Here is a 19,088-nt window from a genome sequence, read left to right as displayed (position 1 = left end):
CTTGGCGTCGCACCGCAAAACCCGGCCCCTCGGTACCCCGGCTTCGCGTCGCACCGCCGTCGGACTCGGTACGGCGGCCCTCGCCTCCGTCACCCTCCTCCAGAGCGCGCAGGCCGCGCCGGGCGACGGCGAACCGAAGCAGTCCATCGAGGAAGTGCAGAAGAAGGTCGACGAGCTCTACCGCCAGGCGGGGAGCGCCACCCAGCAGTACAACCAGGCCAAGGAGCGCACGGAGGAGCAGCGTTCCAAGGTCGACGGCCTGCTGGACGCCGTCGCCAAGCGCACCGAGAAGCTCAACGAGGCACGAAGGAGCCTCGGCAGCTTCGCGACCGCGCAGTACCGCAACGGCGGCATGAGCCCCACCGCCACCATGCTGCTCGCCTCCGACCCGCAGGACTACTTCGACCAGACGCGCGTGATGGCCCGGATGACGGACCAGCAGGAGCAGGCCGTCGAGGAGTTCCGCGAGCAGCAGGTCGCGACCACGGAGAAGCGCGAGGAGGCGGGCAAGAGTCTCGCCACGCTCACCGACGCGCAGGAGAAGCTGCGGGAGAGCAAGCGGACCGTGCAGGCCAAGCTGGCCGAGGCGCGCGAGTTGCTCAACCGGCTGACCGCGGAGGAGCGGGCCCGGCTGGCGGAGATCGAGCGCCGGAAGGAGGCGGAGGCCCAGCGCAAGGCGGAGGAGCTGGCGCGGCAGCAGGAGGCGGAGCGGCAGCGGCTCGCCGAGGAGGCGCGGCAGCAGGCGGAGGCGGAGGCCGCGGCCGGCGCGGACGCCGGCACCTCCGCGGGTACGGACACCTCGGCCGGCACCGGCGCCACGGAGACCACCGGCACCAAGGCGCAGCAGGCGATCGAGTTCGCCCGCGCCCAGATCGGCAAGCCGTACGTCTGGGGGGCGACCGGCCCCAACTCGTACGACTGCTCGGGCCTCACCGGCGCCGCCTGGAAGGCCGCCGGGGTCACGCTGCCCCGTACCACCTACGACCAGGTGAACACCGGCACCCGCGTCGCCAAGTCCGCCATGCAGCCCGGTGACCTGATCTTCTTCTACGGCGACATCAGCCACGTCGGCCTGTACATCGGCGACGGCCAGATGATCCACGCCCCGAAGCCGGGCACGAACGTGCGCATCGAGTCGATCGACACCATGCCCTTCTACGCGGCCACGCGCCCCGCGTAGCCCGGCCGGGCCGGGCGATCCGCCGGAGGCCGCGCTCGGTGGGCGGGCAGTGGGCGAGCGGTCGAGGGGCGGTCGACGGGCGGTGGACGGGCGGTGGACGGGCGGCCCGGAACACGACGTGACGGGCGGTACCCGGCCTCGGGGGGAGGCCGGGTACCGCCCGTCGCCGTGTCCGGCCGTCCACCGGAGACCGTCCGCCGGAGGCTCTCCGCGTGCTGCGGGGTCAGGTGTGGTCTTCCGCCGTCACGGCGCGCGGCGGCCGGGTCTCGTACATCCGTACCGCCACCACCAGCCCGGAGGCGGCGGTGAGGGCGGCGACGGCCCAGAGGGCGGTGCTCAGGCCGTAGAGGTCGGCGAGGACGCCCGCCAGCAGCGCCCCGACCGCGAAGCCGCCGTCGCGCCACAGGCGGTAGACACCGACGGCGCGGGCGCGCCAGGCCGGGTGGGCGACATCGCCGATGACGGCGAGGAGCGTCGGGTAGACGAGTGCGGTGCCGACGCCGAGCAGGATCTGGGCGGCGGCCCAGACGCCGAAGGTGGAGCCGAGGGCGACGAGGCCGATGGCGGCGGCCTGGAGCAGCATCCCGGTGGTGATGAGGCGCTTGCGGCCGATGTGGTCGGACCACCAGCCGGTGAGCATCTGGCCCGCACCCCAGATGGCCGGGTAGAGGGCGGCGAGGACGCCGATCTGCGCGATGGACAGGCCCTGGGCGGCGAAGATCAGCGGGAAGATGCCCCAGGCGAGTGCGTCGTTGAGGTTGTTGACCATGCCGGCCTGGCTGGCGGCGGACAGGGCCCTGTCGCTCAAGCTGGTGAGGCGCGCCACCTGCCCGGTGGTCAGCTCTCCGTGGTGCTCGCTGCCCGCCGGGGTGGTGTGACGGGCGGCTTCGAACCGGGCGTGTCCGCGGGTCTCGCGGACGGCGAGGGTGGACAGCCCCAGGGCCAGGACGACGTAGGCGGCGCCGAGCAGGAACGGCTCGGGCCGCAGCCCCGCCCGGTCGGCGATGGCGCCGGTGGCCATGGCGGTGACGGCGACGGCGACATACCCGGCGGCCTCGTTGAAGCCCATGGCCAGGCCACGGCGTCCGGGGCCGACCAGGTCGATCTTCATGATGACGGTCGTGGACCAGGTCAGGCCCTGGTTGATACCGAGGAGCACATTGGCCGCGATGATCCAGCCCCAGCTCGGCCCCCAGGCGAGCATCGCGGGCACGGGCAGGGCGATCAGCCATCCCGCGATCAGGACCGGCTTGCGGCCGAAGCGGTCGGACCAGGTGCCGGCGAAGAAGTTGGTGACGGCCTTGGTCGCGCCGAAGGCGAGGATGTAGGTGAGGGCGGAGGTGTAGGCGGAGAGGTGGAAGACGTCCTCCGCGAGCAGCGGCAGGACGGTGCGTTCCTGCCCGAGCATGCCGCCGACCAGCGCGTTGACAAGGACGAGCAGGCTGAACTGGGCGAGGTTGGCGCGCAGCCCCAGCCGTATGCCGTGGGGGGCCGGGGTGGTAGGGGGGGTGCTCACGCGCTTCTCCTCGCAGGGGTGTCCGGTGGCGGCGGAAGGGTCGCCGGGGCTGCCGCCGGGCACGGCGGGGTCCGTGGATCCGTGGGACCGTAGGGCCGGGGCGGCCGCCCGCCGGGCCCTCTCGGTACTGCCGGGGAGGCGGGCCGTTTCCGCACCTCCCAGCCCTCCCTCAGGCTACAATATTCCATAGATCCATGGAGAAAGGGAGGAAGGCATGGCCGACGCCACGCGCAAGAGTGCGCTGTACGACGCCTTCGCCCGTACCGGCAAGGCCCTGAGCAGCGGAAAGCGCCTGGAACTACTGGATCTGCTGGCCCAGGGCGAACGCCCGGTCGAGGCCCTCGCCAAGGCGGCCGGGCTGAACCTCACCACCGCCTCGGCCCATCTGCAGACCCTCAAGCAGGCCGGTCTGGTCGCCACCCGCCGCGAGGGCGTCCGCGTCCACTACCGGCTGGCGGGGGAGGACGTCGCCGCCCTCTACGCGCTGCTGCGCCAGGTCGCCCGGAACCACCAGCCCGCGGTCGAGCCGGCCCGCACCGCCTACCTGGGCGCGGACACCGGGAAAGAGGTCGGCCGGGAGGAGCTGCTCGCCCGGGCGGCGGCCGGTGAGGTCGTCGTCCTCGATGTGCGCCCGGCCGAGGAGTACGCCGCGGGACACATCCCCGGCGCCGTGTCCATCCCGGTCGGGGAACTCGCCGACCGGATCGCCGAGCTGCCGCCGGACACCGACGTGGTGGCGTACTGCCGCGGCGCCTACTGCGTCCTCGCCTACGACGCCGTGCGCCTGCTGCGCGAGCGGGGCCGGGAGGCGGTCCGGCTCACCGACGGAATGCTGGAGTGGCGGCTGGACGGGCTGCCCGTCGAGACGGCCGCCGCGTGACGACCGAGCGCCCCGGCTCCCCGGCCCCGCTCGTCATCGACGGCGGCGACCGGCTGTGCGCCGAGCTGATCCTCGAACTGAGCCGCCGGGTCGGCCGGACCGAGCCCGGCACGGTCGTCCACCTGATCGCCACCGATCCGGCCGCCCCGCTGGACCTCCCGGCCTGGTGCCACCTCACCGGCCACACCTACCTCGGCCCGGTCCCCGGTACGCCCCGGCCGGCCTACGCCCTGCGGGTGAGCCCCGGCGCCCGCCGCACCCGGGGCGACGCACCGTGGCACCCACTGACCCCCTCCGCGCCGCCCGCCGAGGACGGCCCCCGCCCGCCGAACGCCGGAGATCCCGCATGAACGACCGGCCGGTCTACCTCGACCACCAGGCCACCACCCCCGTCGACCCCCGCGTCGTGGAGGCGATGCTGCCGTACCTGACCAGCGAGTTCGGCAACCCCTCCAGCTCCCACGCCTACGGCCGCGCCGCGGCGGCGGCGGTCGCGGCGGCCCGCACCCGGGTGGCCGCGCTGATCGGCGCCGCCGGTCCCGACGAAATCGTCTTCACCTCCTCCGGCACCGAGAGCAACCACCTCGCGCTCACCGGAGCCGCCCACGCGCTGCGCGCCGCCGGCCGCGGAGACCACATCGTCACCACCGCGATCGAGCACCCGGCGACCCGGGCCACCTGCGACCGGCTCGCCGGCGAGGGCTTCCGCGTCACCCGCCTGCCGGTCGGCACCGACGGGCGTCTGGACCCCGCCGGCCTCGTCCGGGCCGTCGAGCCGGGGACCGTCCTGGTGTCGGTGATGCACGCCAACAACGAGATCGGCACGCTCCAGCCGCTCGCCGAACTCGCCGCCGTCACCCAGGAGCGCGGCATCCTGCTGCACACCGACGCGGCCCAGAGCCCGGCCACCGTCGCGGTCGACGTCGATGCCCTCGGTGTGGACCTCCTGACGCTCGTGGGACACAAGATGTACGCACCCAAGGGCGTCGGCGCGCTCTACATCCGCCGTGGAACACCCGCCCTCCGGCCCCAGCTCGTCGGCGGCGGCCAGGAGCACGGCCTGCGGGCCGCCACCGAGAACGTGCCCGGCATCGTCGCCCTCGGCGCCGCCGCGGAGATCGCCCGGGCCGAGCACGGCACCGACGCCGCACGCATCGGCGCCCACCGCGACCGGCTGCTCGGCGCGCTCACCACGGCCGTGCCCGGCCTGCGGCTCAACGGCTCCTCCCGCCACAGGCTGCCCGGCAACCTGAGCCTCACCTTCCCCGGCCACACCGCCGACCGGCTCATGACCGCCACGCCCGGACTGGCGTTCTCGGCCGGGAGCGCCTGCCACAGCGTCGCCACCGCACCCTCCCCGGTGCTGACCGCCATCGGCCTCACCCCGGACGAGGCGGCCCGCACCGTCCGCCTCGGCATCGGCCGCCACACGACCGGCGACGACATCACCACCGCCGCGGAGCTGCTCGTCTCCGCCGCCACCGCACCCGTCCGGCCCTGAGGAAGCACGGGTACGCCCCGCCGCCCGCTCCGGACCCGGGGCCTCCCGGAAGCCGTCACCACTCCCACCACCGGAGGCCACCATGAGCCGCAGGATCCTCTTCATCCTCAACGACCCGCCCTACGGCACCGAGCGCTCCTACAACGGCCTGCGCCTGGCCGGCGCCCTCGCCAAGCGGCCGGAAACAGAGATCCGGGTCTTCCTCATGGGGGACGCGGTCGGCTGCGCGATCGCCGGCCAGCAGGTCCCCAACGGCTACTACCACCTGGACCGGATGGTCGAGTCCTGCCTCCGCCACGGCGCCGAAGTGGGCTGCTGCGGGACGTGCATGGACGCCCGCGGCCTCGGCGAGGACCTCCTCACGGGCGAGGCCCGCCGCTCCACCCTGGAGGAACTGGCCGACTGGACCCTCTGGGCGGACCAGGTCATCACGTTCTGAGCTTCCGAGCAGCGCGGAGCCCGCCCGCCCAGGCAAGAGGTGCCGGGGACGGGCGGGCTCCGGTGTTCCGGTCGCCGCGGTCAGTGCCAGAGGACGGCGATGAAGATGTTGAGGACGGTCAGCAGTCCGACGGCACCGAAGACGCCCTTCGACACCCGCTCCTCGTCCCGCTTGACGTAGACGAGCCCGAGGATGGCGACCAGCACCACCAGCTTCACGCCGATCTTGACGTTGTTGACCATCGCGTCGTTCATCTCGTTGAACCCGACGAGCAGCACACCGGTGACGAGCATGGTCAGCGCCCCGTGCAGCATGGCGGGCACCATGCGCGCGGTGCCGGCGCTCATCGCCTTCATCTGGACGAGGAAGCCGCCCAGCAGCGAGGCGATACCGATGATGTGCAGGCCGACGAAGACATCGATGAGTACGTCCATGCCCGCGAGCCTATGCGCGCCCCGCTCACGCCTGGCAGCCAGGTGTCCCGATGCTTCCCGGACCGTGACCGCGCCGTGCCCCCGGCTCCGGTCGCCCCGCCTCCCGGCCCCCGGCCCGGCCGGCAGATCCGGCCCCGGTGCGGCAGTTCGGGGTGCGCCCCGTTCCGGGCGGCCGGAGGTGGGCGGGAGCGACGCACCGCCCGGTACGGGGCTCCGCGAGCGGGGGCGGCAGGGGGGGCCGAACCGCTCACGGCCCCACCATCATGGCCCGCCGGAACCCCGGGTCGCAGCCCGTGAGCACGTACAAACGCGGTGTGTACGAACGGGAGAGCGGCGCCCGGGTCTCCCGCAACACGCGCCATGGTCCCTTGGCCGACAGAACGCAGCCCTCTCGCCGACGCGCTCCGCACCCAGGCACACCCGCTTCCCACCCCCGCCGTCACCCTCCGCAAGGGGTGGGGGCGATGCCGGCTCGGCTCCGGATCCGTGGAGTCCGCCCCCGGCAAGCCGGCGCCAAAGGCCCCATACCAGAGAGGTGAATTCAGCTGGTCACGCTTCCACTTATTGTCCGTTTTTCTGCGGTGGTGGCCAAATTTAATTCCTTGATTCATGAGGCTGCTTGATAAAGGATCAAGCCTGTCAGTTTCGGGCTGCGATAAGCCACATGACCAAATGGGGGAAACAGAATGACAAGACTCAAGTCCGCCGCCATAGCGGCTCTGGTTGTCGGTATCGCGCTCCCGACCAGCAGCGCAGTCGCGATCAGCGTGACCGGTGGGGGCGTGAAAGCTTGGTCTCCGGCGAAGAACGATTCCGGCATCATCGCGGTGAAGGACGGCAGCAAGGACGGTGACCCCGGTAAAGCGGAGTACTACCGCTCCGCGAGCGCGGGCACCAAGAGGACCCTGTGGAACCACAGCGGTCCCGGCACGACCGTGTACTCAGGTGACGGATCCAGGATCATCAAGTTCAAGGCGTGTGACGAGAACGACTGGGCTCCGGACGACTGCTCCGGCTGGGTCGCTCCCTGACACCAGGCGTCGGCGTCCTCGCCGGGTCGGCCGCTCGACGGCCGGCCCGGCGGGCTTTTTTCTCCGAGAACTGTTGTTTCACGCGAGCCCCGGCGCGACGGGGGCAGGGATGAGGGGCGCATGAGCGTGACAGCCGGAGAGCCGGCCGGGCTGCGGGTGGAGGGCATCCGCCACAGGCTCGGCGAACGCGTACTCCTGGACGGTGTGGACCTCGATATCGGGCCGGGTGAGTCGGTGGCGGTCACCGGGCCGAGCGGCTCCGGCAAGTCGACGCTGCTGATGTGCGTCCTCGGCCTGATCAAGCCGGACCGCGGCGCGGTATGGGTGGGCGGCCGGGAGCTGACCGGGTTACCCGCGCGGCAGTTGGCGCAGGTGCGTCGGCAGCACATGGGTGTGGTGTTCCAGTTCGGCGAACTGCTGCCCGAACTCACACCGGTGGAGAACGTGGCTCTGCCCGTCCTGCTCGGCGGCGGAGAACACCGGGACGCCTACCGGCGCGCGGCGGAACTACTGACCGAACTGGGCGTGCCACAGGGCGGGACGCCGACCGGAATGCTGTCCGGTGGTGAGCGCCAGCGCGCCGCCGTGGCCCGCGCTCTGATCACGGACCCCGGGGTCCTGCTCGCCGACGAGCCGACCGGTGCGCTCGATCCGCAGGCGCGGGAGGCCGTGGCCGACCTGCTCTACACGGTCTCCCGGGAACGGGGCTGTGCCCTGCTGGTCGTCACGCACGACCCGTCGGTGGCCGCCCGGGCCGGGCGGACCCTGCGGCTGGAGGCCGGGACGCTCATGGACGCCCGGAACGGGGTGGGCGCGTGAGCCCGGTCACCCCGAGGGCATCGCGCCCGGCCCCCTCCGCCGGGACAGGACGGCACAGCGGGTCTCTGTGGCGGCAGTTGATCCGTATCGGGTTCGCGGCCGGACGGGGCGGTCCCGGGGACCGGTTGCGCTTCTGGGCGCTGTTCGCCGCCGCGGCGGCACTCGCCGTCGTGGCCCTGGCGGCCGTCACCGCAGCCGCCACCTACGACGGGCGGGAGGCACGCAACCAGGCGCGGGGGCCACTGATCACAGAGCGGCCGCAGGAAGCTGTCGCGCTGTGGCGGGAGGCGTTCGACGCGGTCGGTGAGGTCCCTCACACCGTCGTCTACCTCCACCCCCTCAGCCCCGGCGCCGAGCCTCCGCCGGGCCTGTCCCGCTGGCCGGCTCCCGGAGAGGTGATGCTTTCTCCGGAGCTGCTCAGGGAGGGCGAGCAGGAGGGCATCGCCGGCCGGTACGGGCGCCACGCGGGCACGATCGGCGCGGCGGGGCTCGTCTCTCCCTCCGAACGCCTGGCGTACGTCGCGCCCGCCCGTGCGCCGGGCGCGGGTGAGCGGGAGGACTGGAGGCAGGTGCGCGGGTTCGGCCAGGCCTATCCGATGGGTGAGGTCCTCCATGAGCGCCCTCTCAGCCATGTGCTGCTCACCCTCGGAGCGCTGACGGGGGTGCCCGCGCTGGCGCTGCTGGTCGTCGCCGCCCGCGTCGGCTCCCGCACGCGCGACCGCCGCAGCAGCCTGCTGCAAGCGCTCGGGGGGACCTGGCGGCACCGGGCACTGGTCAACCTCGGGGAGGCCGCCCTGCCCGCCGCGGCCGGGACCGTCTCGGCGGTCCTCCCGATGCTCGCGATCCTGCCGGCCGACGTCAGGATCCCGCCCACCGGTTACCTGCTCGACAGCGGCGATCTGCGGGCCGCCTGGCCGATGGCCCTCGCCGCGCTGCTGCTGTCCTTCGCGGTCACCCTGGGCGTGGTGGTGCTGCTGCACCGCGTCGAACGGGACGGCACCGCCACCCGGCCCCGGTCCTTCTCCTCCCGGATCCCGCGATGGCGACTGGCCGGTTGCGGCGCGGGCGCCGTTGTCGTGGCACTCAGCCAGTACCTCCGCGGCACGCCGGGCCTCGTCGCGTTCATCACCGGCACGGTCGCCATGTGGGCGCTGCTGCCGTCGGTCGCCGCCGTCGCCGCCCGTCGGCTGGGGGGCGCCCTCGCGGAGCGGGGGTTCCGCACCGGGCGCCCGGGGCAGTTGATCGGCGGCCGGTGGACGGTCGCGCACCCCGGTGTCGTGGTGCGGCTGGCCCTCGCCATGGTCATCGGGATCGGTCTCGTCTGCCAACTCCAGGTGTGGAACAGCCGTCTCGGCGAGAAGGCGGCCGCGGCACGCGCCTCCGAGGCCCGCGTCGGGGACACCGTTCTCAGCGTCCGCAGCCGCGACATCACACCCACGGTGGTCGACGAGCTCTCCCACGCCCTCCCGGTCGGCTCCCACGTGCTCGTGCTCACGACGGACGCCGACCAGCGCGGTGCGCTGCTCCAGGGGTCCTGCCGCGCGCTGAGGTCACTGGGCCTGGGTTGTCCGGCCGCACCCGAGCAGGCGGGCGGCGACGATCCGCGCGTGACGGAGATCCGCCTGTGGCACGGGCCCGCTCTGCGCGCCCAGGTCGCCCCGTCCGCACTCCGTCTCGACCGACTGCACAGCTCTCTGATCGTGACCAGCGAGGGCCCGGGCCGGCGCGCCGAGGTCGAGCGGGCGGCCTACGCGCTGGTGCCGGCCGTCAATGTGGAAACCCCCGTGGAGACCTGGCTGGTCGGCGCCGCGGGAAAGGCCCGGCTGAACAACTGGCTGCTGCTCTTCGGCTCCCTGGGGCTCGGCCTTCTGCTGCTGGCGGGCAGCCTCAGCGCGGCCGCCGAGTTCACCCGGGTGCGGCACGTCCTCGCGCCGCTGGCCGTCCTCACCGGCAGCCACGCCATTCACCGGTCGGTGGCCTGGTGGCATCTGACCGTCCCACTGCTGGTGTCGGCGGCCGTCGCCGCCACCGTCTCCGCCTGGCACTCCGTCTTCTTCATCGCCGTGGTGCAGGAAGGAAGCTTCTCCTGGGGCATGCTCGCGGCAGCGACAGGCGGATGCGCGCTTCTGGCCGCCGTGGTCGGCGTCCTGGGCGGCCGGACGGCGATCCACGCCGCTCAGCAGTGGCGCCCGGCAGCCGACTGACGGAGGCGGGAGGGACCGGACGGTCAAGGCCGGTCGCCTTCCCGCCCACCTCAGGGTCCGGGCCCTGACGGGAGGCCGTCCGCGCTGCCACGATGGGCCACATGAACGCACCGGAGGACGACCGTCCCGACGAGAGCCGGGAGCAACTGCTGGACCTCGCCGCACGGTTCCCGGACGATGCCTGCGTGGCGTACCGCGCGGCCTGCGTCCACGACCGCTTGGGCCTGGAGGCCGAGGCGGTCCCGTTCTACGAACGCTGCCTGGCCGGGACGGGCCTCCCGGACGAGGACCGCCGCGGCGCCTTCCTCGGACTGGGCAGCACCTACCGGGTACTCGGCCGGTACGACCGTGCCGTGGAAACCCTCCGCCGGGGCGTCGCGGAGTACCCGGACGACGGCGGTCTCCGGACGTTCCTCGCCATGGCCCTGTACAACACGGGCGAACACCACGAGGCGATGAGCCTCCTGCTGGATCTGCTGGCCACCACGAGCCAGGACCCCTCCGTACGGAAGTACCGCCGCGCCATCGCCCTCTATGCCGAGGATCTCGACAGCACGGGCTGACCCGGGTGCCGGAGGCCGGGCGGGGCCGCACCTGCCGCGTTCCTCGTCCGGCATGAGAACCGGCTGTTTCCGCCACCGGGCCGATGCGGACGTGCCGGACATCCCTGATCACCGGAAGGGCTGTTCCCGTCGCTCCGCCACCTCGCCCGTCCAGACCCTGCGCCCCAGGTCGTCCAGTTCCGCCTTGCGCACCTCGCACTCCGGGATCGCGCGGCGCAACAGCCGCCAGTAGTCGGGGCGTGCCCGGCGATCCGGATGTGCGCCAGTTCGTGGGCGATCACGTAATCGACGAGCCTCATGGGGAGTTGGAAAACCGCCCAGTTGAGCGCGATGCTGCCCGCTCCTTGTGCATTCCCCGGCGTGTAGGAACCCCAGCGCAGACCGAGGTCCCGCACCTCCACTGCCGGATCGGGTACGTCGAGCCGCGCCGCCCAGGGCTGCAGCCGGCCCCGCGCCCAGCCGAGTCCCGCCCGGCTGTACCAGGCGATCAGTTCCCGGCGCCCCCGCGCCGGATCGGCCGCCGCCCCACGGTCCAGAGCAAGTCGGCCTGCCACCACGCGGACGCCCCAGTCCCCGGGATCGTCGACGAGGAGGAGCCGATGCGCGCATCCGAGGTAGCGGAACACCTCGCCATCGACCAGAGCACAGGGCGTATGCAGTGGTTGCAGCCGATCTCTCAGTGCACAGCTCTCCACCACAACCGCGCCTTATACCTCAGATCAGCCTGTGGGCGTCCCGGTTGCTTATCTATTCACCTGATTTACTGAACTCTGCCGGTCCAGTTCGGCATTGCGCGGGCACGGGTGGCAAATTCCGTGGTGCACGTCGGTGGCTCATCACCGGCGTCCGCCTCATGCCGCCGTCGGCGGAGCAGGAGCAAGCTGCGAGATGCCCAGGCGCCACCGAGGCGATGTTGGGGCTGATCGTTCTTCGGACGTTGGCAGATGGGCCGTACGAGGCGAGGACCGCCGCACACCCTTCTGCAAGGGGCGTCTGCCTGTTCCTCGTCGGCACGAGGCTTCGGCGCTCGGGCGCGTGACACGCTCCCGAGAGACGGGAGCTTCTGTGTTCGCCCGGCACGCCCGGGTGGAAGGACAAACACCATGGTCGCGAAACGACCTGACGGCATTTTTCCGCGCATCGGCACCGACACCTACGGTGGCCGCCTCGCGGATGCCATCGAGAACACCTGCGCGGAACTCGGGGTCGTGCCCCCTCCTCGGCAGGCGATCACCGAGGGGCTGGCCACCGCTCTCCCGGACACCGAGATCAAGCGCCTGATCGCCAGCCGGAACAACAAGAAGGTGCTCAAGCCCTCGGCCTTCCGCCTCGTGCAGGCCGGGGACGAGCAGGTACTCCTGCTGATGTGTGACGTCCATGGCGCTGCGGTAGTCCCGTGGGACCTCAACGACCGCACCGTCAACTGCTGGTCGCCGCCCGTCGCTGAGGCCAGCCAGCGCGTCAAGGACCTCATCGCCGCCGAGCTGGCGCTGCACGGGGCCAAGAAGGCCGAGAAGACCGCAGAGAAGGAGCGGGAGAGCTGCCGCCGCGCGGCTGGCGACGACACATACGCCGCGCAGGCCCTGGCGGCGGCTACGCAGAAACACGAGGACGCCGAGCGCCGCGTGATGGAACTCGAAGGCGAGCACCAGGCCCTCCTCACCGCCCTCGGCGGCCGGCGGCCGCGTCCTGTGGTCCGGGCCGCGGAGGAGGACGGGGAACCGAAGGCGGCGCTTGCTCTCGCCGAGCAGCCGTACGAGGTGGCCGTCCACATACAGCGGTACGCTGCCGAGAACCTGGAGCGTGCTGGCAAGACCCGCGGCTACGACCTGGCCGAGTCCCTCGTGGACGCGGGCCAGCTCTCCAAGGGCATGAACGTCCTGCAGCAGTGGCAGATCACCCGCCCCGACGGCGCGGTGTTGAAGCTGTGGCGGCTGGCCGCCGTGACCGGGAACAACCGTGCACTGGCCCGCCTCAACATCTTCCGTGTACGTCCGGAACACCTGGTCACGGGGATGCCTCAGTCCCTCCTGCCCATGCCGAAGGGCAAAAAGGCCGATCACGAACTGCTGCTGCTGAACCAGCGGGAGATCCTGAACCGCCTCTCCGACCGGCTCAATGAGGCCGCTGCCAAGCCGGAGCCGGAGGCGACCGACCCGTCGGTCCGGGCCCAGAAGATCGCCACGGTCTCCGCGGAGATCGTGATCGGCTGCACCAAGCCGGCGGCGCTGGAACACGTCCTGCGGGCGCTGAACGTCAACGACCACCTGCGCGGCATCCAGCCCTACGATGAGGACGCACGCCTGATCGCCCTGTTCGCAACGCTCGTCGACGCCTACGCCAGGGAATCGCTCCTCGCGGACGCGCTCGCCGAGGCGTTCCCCGACGCGCGCGGCGCGGACCTCCTCGACCTGGTCGGGGTGCGCGACGCGCTGACCGCCAACGGACCGCTCGACCCGCTCGAGCCGCTCGTGCCCGCGGGCGACGACGTCTCCCCCACCGTGCTCCGCGACATCGCGGTGCGCGCCATCACCGTGCTCGTGTTCCCCGGAATCCCGCCCGAGACCCCAAAACGGTCGACCGCACGCACCGTCCGTGACACGGGACGCTTCTGGCCGATCGTCAGAGGGACACTGCAGGAGCCGGCGTGGAGTCAGACCAGGGCGAAGACAGCAGAGGCACGCACCCGCCTGTGGTCCGCCGCCATCGCCCAACTTTTCCTGCACCGGGGCAACATCCTTTCCGCCCTCGGTCTGTTCGGCGTCCCGGAGACCGCCAAGGGCGCCGGGCAGGACCCGCGGTCACTCAAGGTGCTCCTCCTCAGGGCAGAGGCCGGTGACGCGACCGCCTGGACCACCCTCGTCCAACGCATGGCACCAGCGCTGATCCACGCCCCACAGCCGTTCATCACCGCCGGCCAGGGCAGCGAGGCCGGCGAAGGACGCAAGGGTGTGCGGCGCACCCCCAAGAGCGCCCTCGCCGCCCTCACCCTGGCGTACACGGCAACCGGCACTCCGAACGTCAGCCGGGCACTCCTCATCGCGTTCGCGAAGGCCGTGCTGGAGCACCCTGACGCGACACAGCCGCCCGAGGCGGAAGCCGGTGAGCCCTTGGTCTGCTATGGGGAGCGGCACTGGGTGGAAGGCCGGACGCCGATCACCGCGGGGATGGTAATCGCTCCTGACACCGAGGGCCGCCCCACCCGCTACGTCGCGGACAAGGCTTGGTTCGACGAGACGTTCCCCGTGGAGCTCGGCCGCCCAGCCCCGGGCAGCCCCGGAAGCACCACCACGTCCCCCACGGCCGGGACCAGCACGGACCCCACTGCCACGGTGAACGGCGCTCCGCCAGCCGACCCGCAAGACCAGTTGGCCACGCTTCGCCGGGAGCTGCCCGCCCGTGTGGAACTCGTCGAGAGCGGCTACCAGCAGGCCGTGGACTCCGCCCACACCCTGATGACGGATTTCGAAGAGGCGCACCGCCTGCGAGTCCAGCTCGGAGAGGACGCGCTCCCGGCCGAGCAGCGGATCGAGTGGATGGAGAAGCTGACGAAGGTCCGGGCCGCGGCCCAGGCCAGCGTGACGACGCTCGAACAGGTGGAAGCGCTGATCCTTCAGGTCTGACCGACGCGGTGGAACCTGAGACCAGCACGTGCTGGCGGGCTCCTCAAGGCAGTTGATGAGCCCGCCTCCTGTTCTCACTGGCCGCGTGACCGGGCGGTCATGCGGCCGGTTCAGTCACATGCCGAGAGCGGGCAGACCCGACCGAGGCAGTCGAAGTTCGGTGAGACGGGACACGGCTCCCCGGCCTTGGGCGGTTCCCCGGCCCGGGCCGCAGGGAGCAGGCCCTTCCCGGGCGCCGAGGGCGCGGTGCCGATGGCCCGTGCGGTGACCACGTAGCGCACGCCTTCCTCGAAGAGGAGGAACGAGTAGGTCCGGGCCCACGAGAGGAGTCGCAGAGCGCGGTCCTGCTCATGGCGGTCCGTGAGCCAGTAGCGGGCCGGGCGGGCGGAGGACGGGTCCAACTGGTCCGCCACGTCCCGCACACGGGCCCGCAGCCAGGCGAGGGCGTGGTGCGGTGCGGCGGCCGCGGACGCGCCGAGACCGTGAACCCGTTGATCCGGGGTAACGGCGGCTGCCTCACACCAGTGGGTCAGCGGCAACGCCACTCCGACGGCGGCCCGGTCGTACGGCGCACCCGCTGTCACCATGTGCCGTCGTCCCGCAGCCTGTTGATGCGCTGGATGGGCAGGTGCACCCAGACGGTCTTGCCCACTTCACGAGGGCGGACTCCCCAGGATTCGGACAGCGCGTCGACGATCAGCAGTCCGCGCCCGGACGTGTCGTCCGGGCCCGGCTTCTGCTGCTCCGGCATCTTCCACTGGAAGGAGTCGGCGACTTCGAGTACCAACACGGCCGGTCTGCGACGCAGCGACAGGTCGAAGAACTCGCCCACGCCCTTGGCGTGGTTGACGACGTTCGTCGCCAGCTCGCTGGCGACGAGTGAAGCGGTGTCGGTCAGGCATCCGAGCTTCCACTCGGTGAGCACCGTCTCGACGTGGAGACGCGCCTCACGAACGGAGTGCCGACGGATGCGGAACCGCTTGGTGTGTGTACGCCCGGACATACGGCCCCCAAGGCTTTGGGCAGGCGGAATGGAGGTACTCAGCGCATCTACGTAGACACACTGAGTAACGGTGTTCAAGGTAGGCCACCGGCCCGGACGCAAATTCGCGCGCAAACCCCGGCCTCGACTCCTGAGCGTGTAGCGTTCGTTGCCGTACGGACCCGTCACAGACTGTTGAGGAGCGGCGATGCCCGCAGGCGGACGCCCTACCGTGCGCAGCAGGCGACTCGGAGCAGCTCTCCGGCGGTACCGCGAGGCCGCGAAGCTTGAGCAGCAGAGCGCCGCAGAGCACATCGCAGGCTCGATCACCAAAATCAGCCGCTTGGAGAGCGGGCAGGTGTCCGCCCGGCCCGGCGACGTTCGGTTGCTGCTGGAACTCTACGGAGTCACAGACCGCGAAACTCATCTACGGCTTGAACAACTGGCGCGGGACTCCAACAAGCGGGGCTGGTGGCTCGACTATCCTTGGGCCGCGAAGCAGGAATACGCCGACGTCATCACTCTGGAGAGCGACGCCACCTACATCCGCACGTGACAACCGCTGTTCATTCCCGGGCTCCTGCAGACTCCGGCATACCTCCGAGCCCTCCTTGACGCAAGCCTGACCGTGTATTCGACCGATGCCGTCGAGGAAATGGCCGCCATCCGCGAAGCCCGGAAGCGGGTCATCGACGAAGATGGCGCCCGATTCGCCGCAGTCATCTACGAGCCGGCCCTGACAGCCCCCATGCCATCCCGGGAAGCCCACCGCGAGCAACTGTCCCACATTCTGTTCGTGGCACAACGACAGAACGTCAGCATCCAGGTGCTGCCCATGTCTGAGTGGCGCGCTGCACACATGACATCCCACTTCGTCATGTACAGCTTCGGGCCGGAGCCTGCCCCGGAGGCTGTCGCCTTCGACAGCACCACCAGTACCGTCATCCTCGAAGAATGGCCAGGCATGCCCAGATCTTTGAGGCGCTTCGCTCTGCGGCGCTCACTCCGGAGGAAAGCCTGACCTTCCTCCGGAGGACCATAGGGACAATCCCAGACAACGAAAAGGGCACGGAATGAAGAATCAGGAGATTGTGACAGCTTTCAGAAAGGCCCGCGCCTCACAGGGCGGCCAGCAAGAATGCGTTGAGGTGGCATTGACAGCCGACGGCGGACGGGCAGTCAGGGACAGCAAAAATCCCGACATGGGCACACAATTCTACGCAGCCGAAGAATGGGATTTGTTTATATCCGGCATCAAGACCGGCAGATTTGGAAACTAATCCAGCGCGCAACGCGGGTACCGCGCAGCGCAGAACCCTCCCTCCACACTAAGCAAAAAATCCAACCGCCACCCGGCAGGTCAATGCATCGCCTTTCAACCCCAGCTTCATGGCGCGCCGCTTGGTCAGCTCTTCCATTTCCCCTTGCACACAGGAATCGATAGCACCCAGTCGATCGAGGCCCTTGCTGGTCAGCGACACTCAACGCATGAAAAGGCGTCTTCAAGACATCTGTCTGGTTGATGCTTGCCTGGGATAACCTGCGGCCAGTTCCAGTCGTCCTTCTTCAGTCCGGCCTTCTTGGCGTCGCGTTCGACCCCGCGCAGGACGGGGTCCGCCGCATCAGCAGCCTGCGGCCGATCTGGCCCTCGGACACCCGTGGCACGGCTCCGAAGGCTCCCGCCAGGTACGACTTCGTGAGGTCCTCCTCGTCGGTCGGCTCCGCGTCGGTGAGCGGATAGACCTCGGTGCCGCCGCGCTCGTCCTTCTCCGTCAGCCAGACCTGGCCCGGGTCGAGCAGCCGGCCACCGCCGGGCGCGCGGAGCAGGGAGGGGTCGTGCGAGGTGAACACCAGTTGCGCGCCACGCGGGTTGACCCAGGGGGCCTGGAAGAGGCGGACCACTTCGGCGGCCATACGCGGGTGGAGGCTGGCGTCCAGTTCGTCGATGAGGAGGACGGCGCCCTCGTCCAGGGCCAGCAGCAGCGGGCCGAGCAGGGCGAACCAGGAGCGGGTGCCGAAGGACTCCCGGCTCCAGTCCAGGGGCACGGGGTGTTCGCCGCAGCCGGTGTGGCGCAGCCGCACGGCCGGGGGCTCGCCCGGCTTCTGTTCGATGTCGAGACCGCCGATGCCCAGGTCGGCCACGCGCAGCAGCTCTTCGGCCCGTTTCCGGAAGGCGTCGTCGAGGAGACGCTCGGCGGTGTAGGTCTCCCGCTGGGAACGTTCGGTCTCCGGGTCGATGTCCCAGAGGTTTCCCTCGAACCACCGGTAAATGGGCGTGAGTTGCGGGTGGTTGTCGGTGGCCGCGCGCGAGAGGAGGAGCGCGTTGGGCCGTGTGGTGCGGGCCAGCCGGGCGCGGTCGTGGATGCGGTCGCCGGGGAATTCGAAGGGGTTCGTGCGCGTCGCGTCGCGGTCGAGCCAGACCTGGCGCCGGCCCTTGGGGTAGGAGTGCAGCCATTCCGACTCGACGCGGAGGTCGCCCAGCTCGAAGCCGTAGGTCCAGCGAACGCCGTCCTCCATGACGAAGTCGGCTTCGTAGAAGGTGCTCTCCGCGGCCGTCTTGGCATCGAGGGCGAAGGGCTCCCGGGGGATTCCACGGTAGGAGGTCCACTGCGCGTAGGAGTTGAGAACGGCCTCGCGCATCTTCTTCATGGCCGTGATCACATTGGACTTGCCGGACGCGTTGGCGCCGAAGACGCCGAGCACCGGGTAGGTCCGGAGGCTCTTCCCGTCGGAGAGCGGCAGCGTGCGGGCGGCGTCCTCCTCGTCCCCGGGCGCGACGAACGACAGTTCCTGCTCCTCGCGCAGGGACCGGAAGTTCGCCACACGGAATCTCAGCAGCACGCCACCCTCCTCACCGCGCACAGAGTAGCGGGGTGATCACATGTACGCCTCTCCAGTGGCAGGCAGTGGCAGTGGCAGGACCCGGCCGGTCCGGTTCGGGGCTGGTGCGTCACACCCCGGGCTCACACCAGCCGGCGGGCCGTGGCCCAGCGGGTCAATTCGTGGCGGTTGCTGAGCTGGAGTTTGCGGAGGACCGCCGAGACGTGGGACTCGACCGTCTTGACGGAGATGAAGAGCTGCTTGGCGATCTCCTTGTACGCGTAGCCGCGCGCGATCAGCCGCAGCACCTCGCGCTCGCGCTGGGTGAGGCGGTCCAGGTCCTCGTCCACCGGCGGGGCGTCCGTGGAGGCGAAGGCGTCCAGGACGAAGCCCGCGAGGCGCGGGGAGAAGACGGCGTCGCCCTCCTTGACCCGGAAGACCGCGTTGATCAGGTCGGTTCCGGTGATGGTCTTGGTGACGTAGCCGCGGGCGCCGCCGCGGATCACGCCGATGACGTCCTCGGCCGCGTCCGAGACGGAGAGGGCGAGGAAACGCACCGGCCGCTCCTGGTCCGCCATCAGGGCGGAGCACCGGCGCAGCACCTCGACGCCGCCGCCGCCCGGGAGGTGGACGTCCAGCAGGACGACCTCGGGCCGGGTCGCGGTGATGACGGTGACCGCCTGGTCGACGTCCGCCGCCTCGCCGACGACCTCCACCCCGGTGGTCTCCGTCTGCCCGATCTCCGCCTGGACGCCGGTGCGGAACATCCGGTGGTCGTCGACCAGGACGACCCGTGCGTGGCGGCCGGCGGTCTCCGGGCCGTTGGCGGCGTCGGCGGCGTACGGGCCGCTGCCCGCGGGAGCGCCGGCGGCCCCGGCGCCGCCCGTTTCCGCGCCGGCTCCCGGGGCTCCCGGCGCGCCGCCGGTGCCGCTCGTGCCGCTCGTGCCGCTCGTGCCGCCGCCCGTGTTCCGCGTTCCGTCGTTCATCGCCCGTCCGTCCCTCGTCCGTACTGCCCGGCCGCGGCCGCGGTCGTGTCCTCGTCGTCCCGGCCCCTGTACTGCTCCAGCCTAAGCGCGTGGGTGCGTCGGCGGACGGG

General features: G+C 71.2%; 20 protein-coding genes and 1 pseudogene. 13 read left to right on the top strand and 8 right to left on the bottom strand.

The window, feature by feature from the left end; all coding sequences use genetic code 11:
* The first annotated feature begins 1 nt into the window (after position 1).
* A complete protein-coding gene (locus KBZ10_RS16355) occupies positions 2 to 1,180 on the top strand; it encodes a C40 family peptidase (RefSeq protein ID WP_210988391.1) in 1,179 nt (392 codons plus the stop codon).
* A gap of 223 nt (positions 1,181 to 1,403) precedes the next feature.
* On the opposite strand, the gene KBZ10_RS16350 is transcribed toward KBZ10_RS16355, so the two are convergent.
* Complete coding sequence (locus KBZ10_RS16350) at positions 1,404 to 2,696, bottom strand: MFS transporter (protein WP_210988390.1); 1,293 nt, start codon at positions 2,694 to 2,696, stop codon at positions 1,404 to 1,406.
* A gap of 214 nt (positions 2,697 to 2,910) precedes the next feature.
* Between KBZ10_RS16350 and KBZ10_RS16345 the strand changes: the two genes are divergently transcribed.
* From KBZ10_RS16345 to KBZ10_RS16330, 4 genes are all read left to right on the top strand, one after another.
* Positions 2,911 to 3,576, top strand: a complete 666-nt coding sequence (locus tag KBZ10_RS16345; RefSeq protein WP_210988389.1) for a metalloregulator ArsR/SmtB family transcription factor — start codon at positions 2,911 to 2,913, stop codon at positions 3,574 to 3,576.
* Positions 3,573 to 3,926, top strand: coding sequence for a sulfurtransferase TusA family protein (locus KBZ10_RS16340; protein ID WP_210988388.1), 354 nt, complete (start codon positions 3,573 to 3,575; stop codon positions 3,924 to 3,926). The genes KBZ10_RS16345 and KBZ10_RS16340 overlap by 4 nt, the downstream gene beginning before the upstream one ends.
* Positions 3,923 to 5,077: a cysteine desulfurase family protein gene (locus KBZ10_RS16335; protein WP_210988387.1), complete on the top strand. Its 1,155-nt coding sequence runs from the start codon at positions 3,923 to 3,925 to the stop codon at positions 5,075 to 5,077. The genes KBZ10_RS16340 and KBZ10_RS16335 overlap by 4 nt, the downstream gene beginning before the upstream one ends.
* Before the next feature lie 82 nt (positions 5,078 to 5,159).
* Complete coding sequence (locus tag KBZ10_RS16330; protein ID WP_210988386.1) at positions 5,160 to 5,516, top strand: DsrE/DsrF/TusD sulfur relay family protein; 357 nt, start codon at positions 5,160 to 5,162, stop codon at positions 5,514 to 5,516.
* Between the two features lie 80 nt (positions 5,517 to 5,596).
* On the opposite strand, the gene KBZ10_RS16325 is transcribed toward KBZ10_RS16330, so the two are convergent.
* Positions 5,597 to 5,950 carry a hypothetical protein gene (locus KBZ10_RS16325; RefSeq protein ID WP_210988385.1) on the bottom strand — a complete coding sequence of 118 codons (354 nt, stop codon included), beginning with the start codon at positions 5,948 to 5,950 and terminating at the stop codon, positions 5,597 to 5,599.
* 686 nt (positions 5,951 to 6,636) lie between these two features.
* Between KBZ10_RS16325 and KBZ10_RS16320 the strand changes: the two genes are divergently transcribed.
* From KBZ10_RS16320 to KBZ10_RS16305, 4 genes are all read left to right on the top strand, one after another.
* Entirely contained in the window at positions 6,637 to 6,981 is a 345-nt protein-coding gene (locus KBZ10_RS16320; protein WP_247702481.1) for a hypothetical protein, read from the top strand.
* A gap of 120 nt (positions 6,982 to 7,101) precedes the next feature.
* A complete protein-coding gene (locus tag KBZ10_RS16315) occupies positions 7,102 to 7,800 on the top strand; it encodes an ABC transporter ATP-binding protein (RefSeq protein ID WP_210988384.1) in 699 nt (232 codons plus the stop codon).
* A 77-nt stretch (positions 7,801 to 7,877) separates the two neighbouring features.
* Positions 7,878 to 10,004, top strand: coding sequence for a permease (locus KBZ10_RS16310; protein ID WP_210988383.1), 2,127 nt, complete (start codon positions 7,878 to 7,880; stop codon positions 10,002 to 10,004).
* A gap of 101 nt (positions 10,005 to 10,105) precedes the next feature.
* Entirely contained in the window at positions 10,106 to 10,567 is a 462-nt protein-coding gene (locus KBZ10_RS16305) for a tetratricopeptide repeat protein (RefSeq protein WP_247702480.1), read from the top strand.
* 293 nt (positions 10,568 to 10,860) lie between these two features.
* Here the strand turns inward: KBZ10_RS16305 and KBZ10_RS30595 are convergent.
* Positions 10,861 to 11,193: pseudogene (locus KBZ10_RS30595) on the bottom strand (YgjP-like metallopeptidase domain-containing protein); the annotation flags it as partial.
* A 477-nt stretch (positions 11,194 to 11,670) separates the two neighbouring features.
* On the opposite strand from KBZ10_RS30595, the gene KBZ10_RS16295 reads away from it, so the two are divergent.
* Positions 11,671 to 14,190: a hypothetical protein gene (locus KBZ10_RS16295; protein ID WP_210988380.1), complete on the top strand. Its 2,520-nt coding sequence runs from the start codon at positions 11,671 to 11,673 to the stop codon at positions 14,188 to 14,190.
* 110 nt (positions 14,191 to 14,300) lie between these two features.
* Here the strand turns inward: KBZ10_RS16295 and KBZ10_RS16290 are convergent, their stop codons facing one another.
* Both KBZ10_RS16290 and KBZ10_RS16285 read right to left on the bottom strand, forming a co-directional pair.
* Complete coding sequence (locus tag KBZ10_RS16290; protein WP_210988379.1) at positions 14,301 to 14,777, bottom strand: hypothetical protein; 477 nt, start codon at positions 14,775 to 14,777, stop codon at positions 14,301 to 14,303.
* The gene (locus KBZ10_RS16285; protein WP_210988378.1) at positions 14,771 to 15,193 is read right to left on the bottom strand and encodes an ATP-binding protein; all 423 of its coding nucleotides are present in this window, start codon (positions 15,191 to 15,193) and stop codon (positions 14,771 to 14,773) included. The genes KBZ10_RS16290 and KBZ10_RS16285 overlap by 7 nt, the downstream gene beginning before the upstream one ends.
* Before the next feature lie 187 nt (positions 15,194 to 15,380).
* On the opposite strand from KBZ10_RS16285, the gene KBZ10_RS29505 reads away from it, so the two are divergent.
* The 3 genes from KBZ10_RS29505 to KBZ10_RS16275 are packed head-to-tail and all read left to right on the top strand — an operon-like array spanning position 15,381 to position 16,452.
* Entirely contained in the window at positions 15,381 to 15,728 is a 348-nt protein-coding gene (locus KBZ10_RS29505) for a helix-turn-helix transcriptional regulator (protein WP_247702479.1), read from the top strand.
* 6 nt (positions 15,729 to 15,734) lie between these two features.
* Positions 15,735 to 16,193, top strand: coding sequence for a DUF5753 domain-containing protein (locus KBZ10_RS29500; protein WP_307847484.1), 459 nt, complete (start codon positions 15,735 to 15,737; stop codon positions 16,191 to 16,193).
* 52 nt (positions 16,194 to 16,245) lie between these two features.
* Entirely contained in the window at positions 16,246 to 16,452 is a 207-nt protein-coding gene (locus KBZ10_RS16275; protein ID WP_210988377.1) for a DUF397 domain-containing protein, read from the top strand.
* Positions 16,453 to 16,500: 48 nt separating this feature from the next.
* On the opposite strand, the gene KBZ10_RS16270 is transcribed toward KBZ10_RS16275, so the two are convergent.
* The 3 genes from KBZ10_RS16270 to KBZ10_RS16260 form a co-directional block, all read right to left on the bottom strand.
* A complete protein-coding gene (locus tag KBZ10_RS16270) occupies positions 16,501 to 16,653 on the bottom strand; it encodes a hypothetical protein (RefSeq protein WP_210988376.1) in 153 nt (50 codons plus the stop codon).
* An 85-nt stretch (positions 16,654 to 16,738) separates the two neighbouring features.
* Positions 16,739 to 18,013 carry an ATP/GTP-binding protein gene (locus KBZ10_RS16265; protein ID WP_210988375.1) on the bottom strand — a complete coding sequence of 425 codons (1,275 nt, stop codon included), beginning with the start codon at positions 18,011 to 18,013 and terminating at the stop codon, positions 16,739 to 16,741.
* 122 nt (positions 18,014 to 18,135) lie between these two features.
* Entirely contained in the window at positions 18,136 to 18,978 is an 843-nt protein-coding gene (locus tag KBZ10_RS16260; protein WP_210988374.1) for a response regulator transcription factor, read from the bottom strand.
* Positions 18,979 to 19,088: the final 110 nt, after the last annotated feature.

The sequence above is a fragment of the Streptomyces sp. F63 genome (assembly GCF_018070345.1).
Taxonomy (GTDB): Bacteria; Actinomycetota; Actinomycetes; order Streptomycetales; family Streptomycetaceae; genus Streptomyces.
Note: the sequence above shows the minus strand (reverse complement) of the source record. Positions and strands in the feature narration are given on the sequence as shown.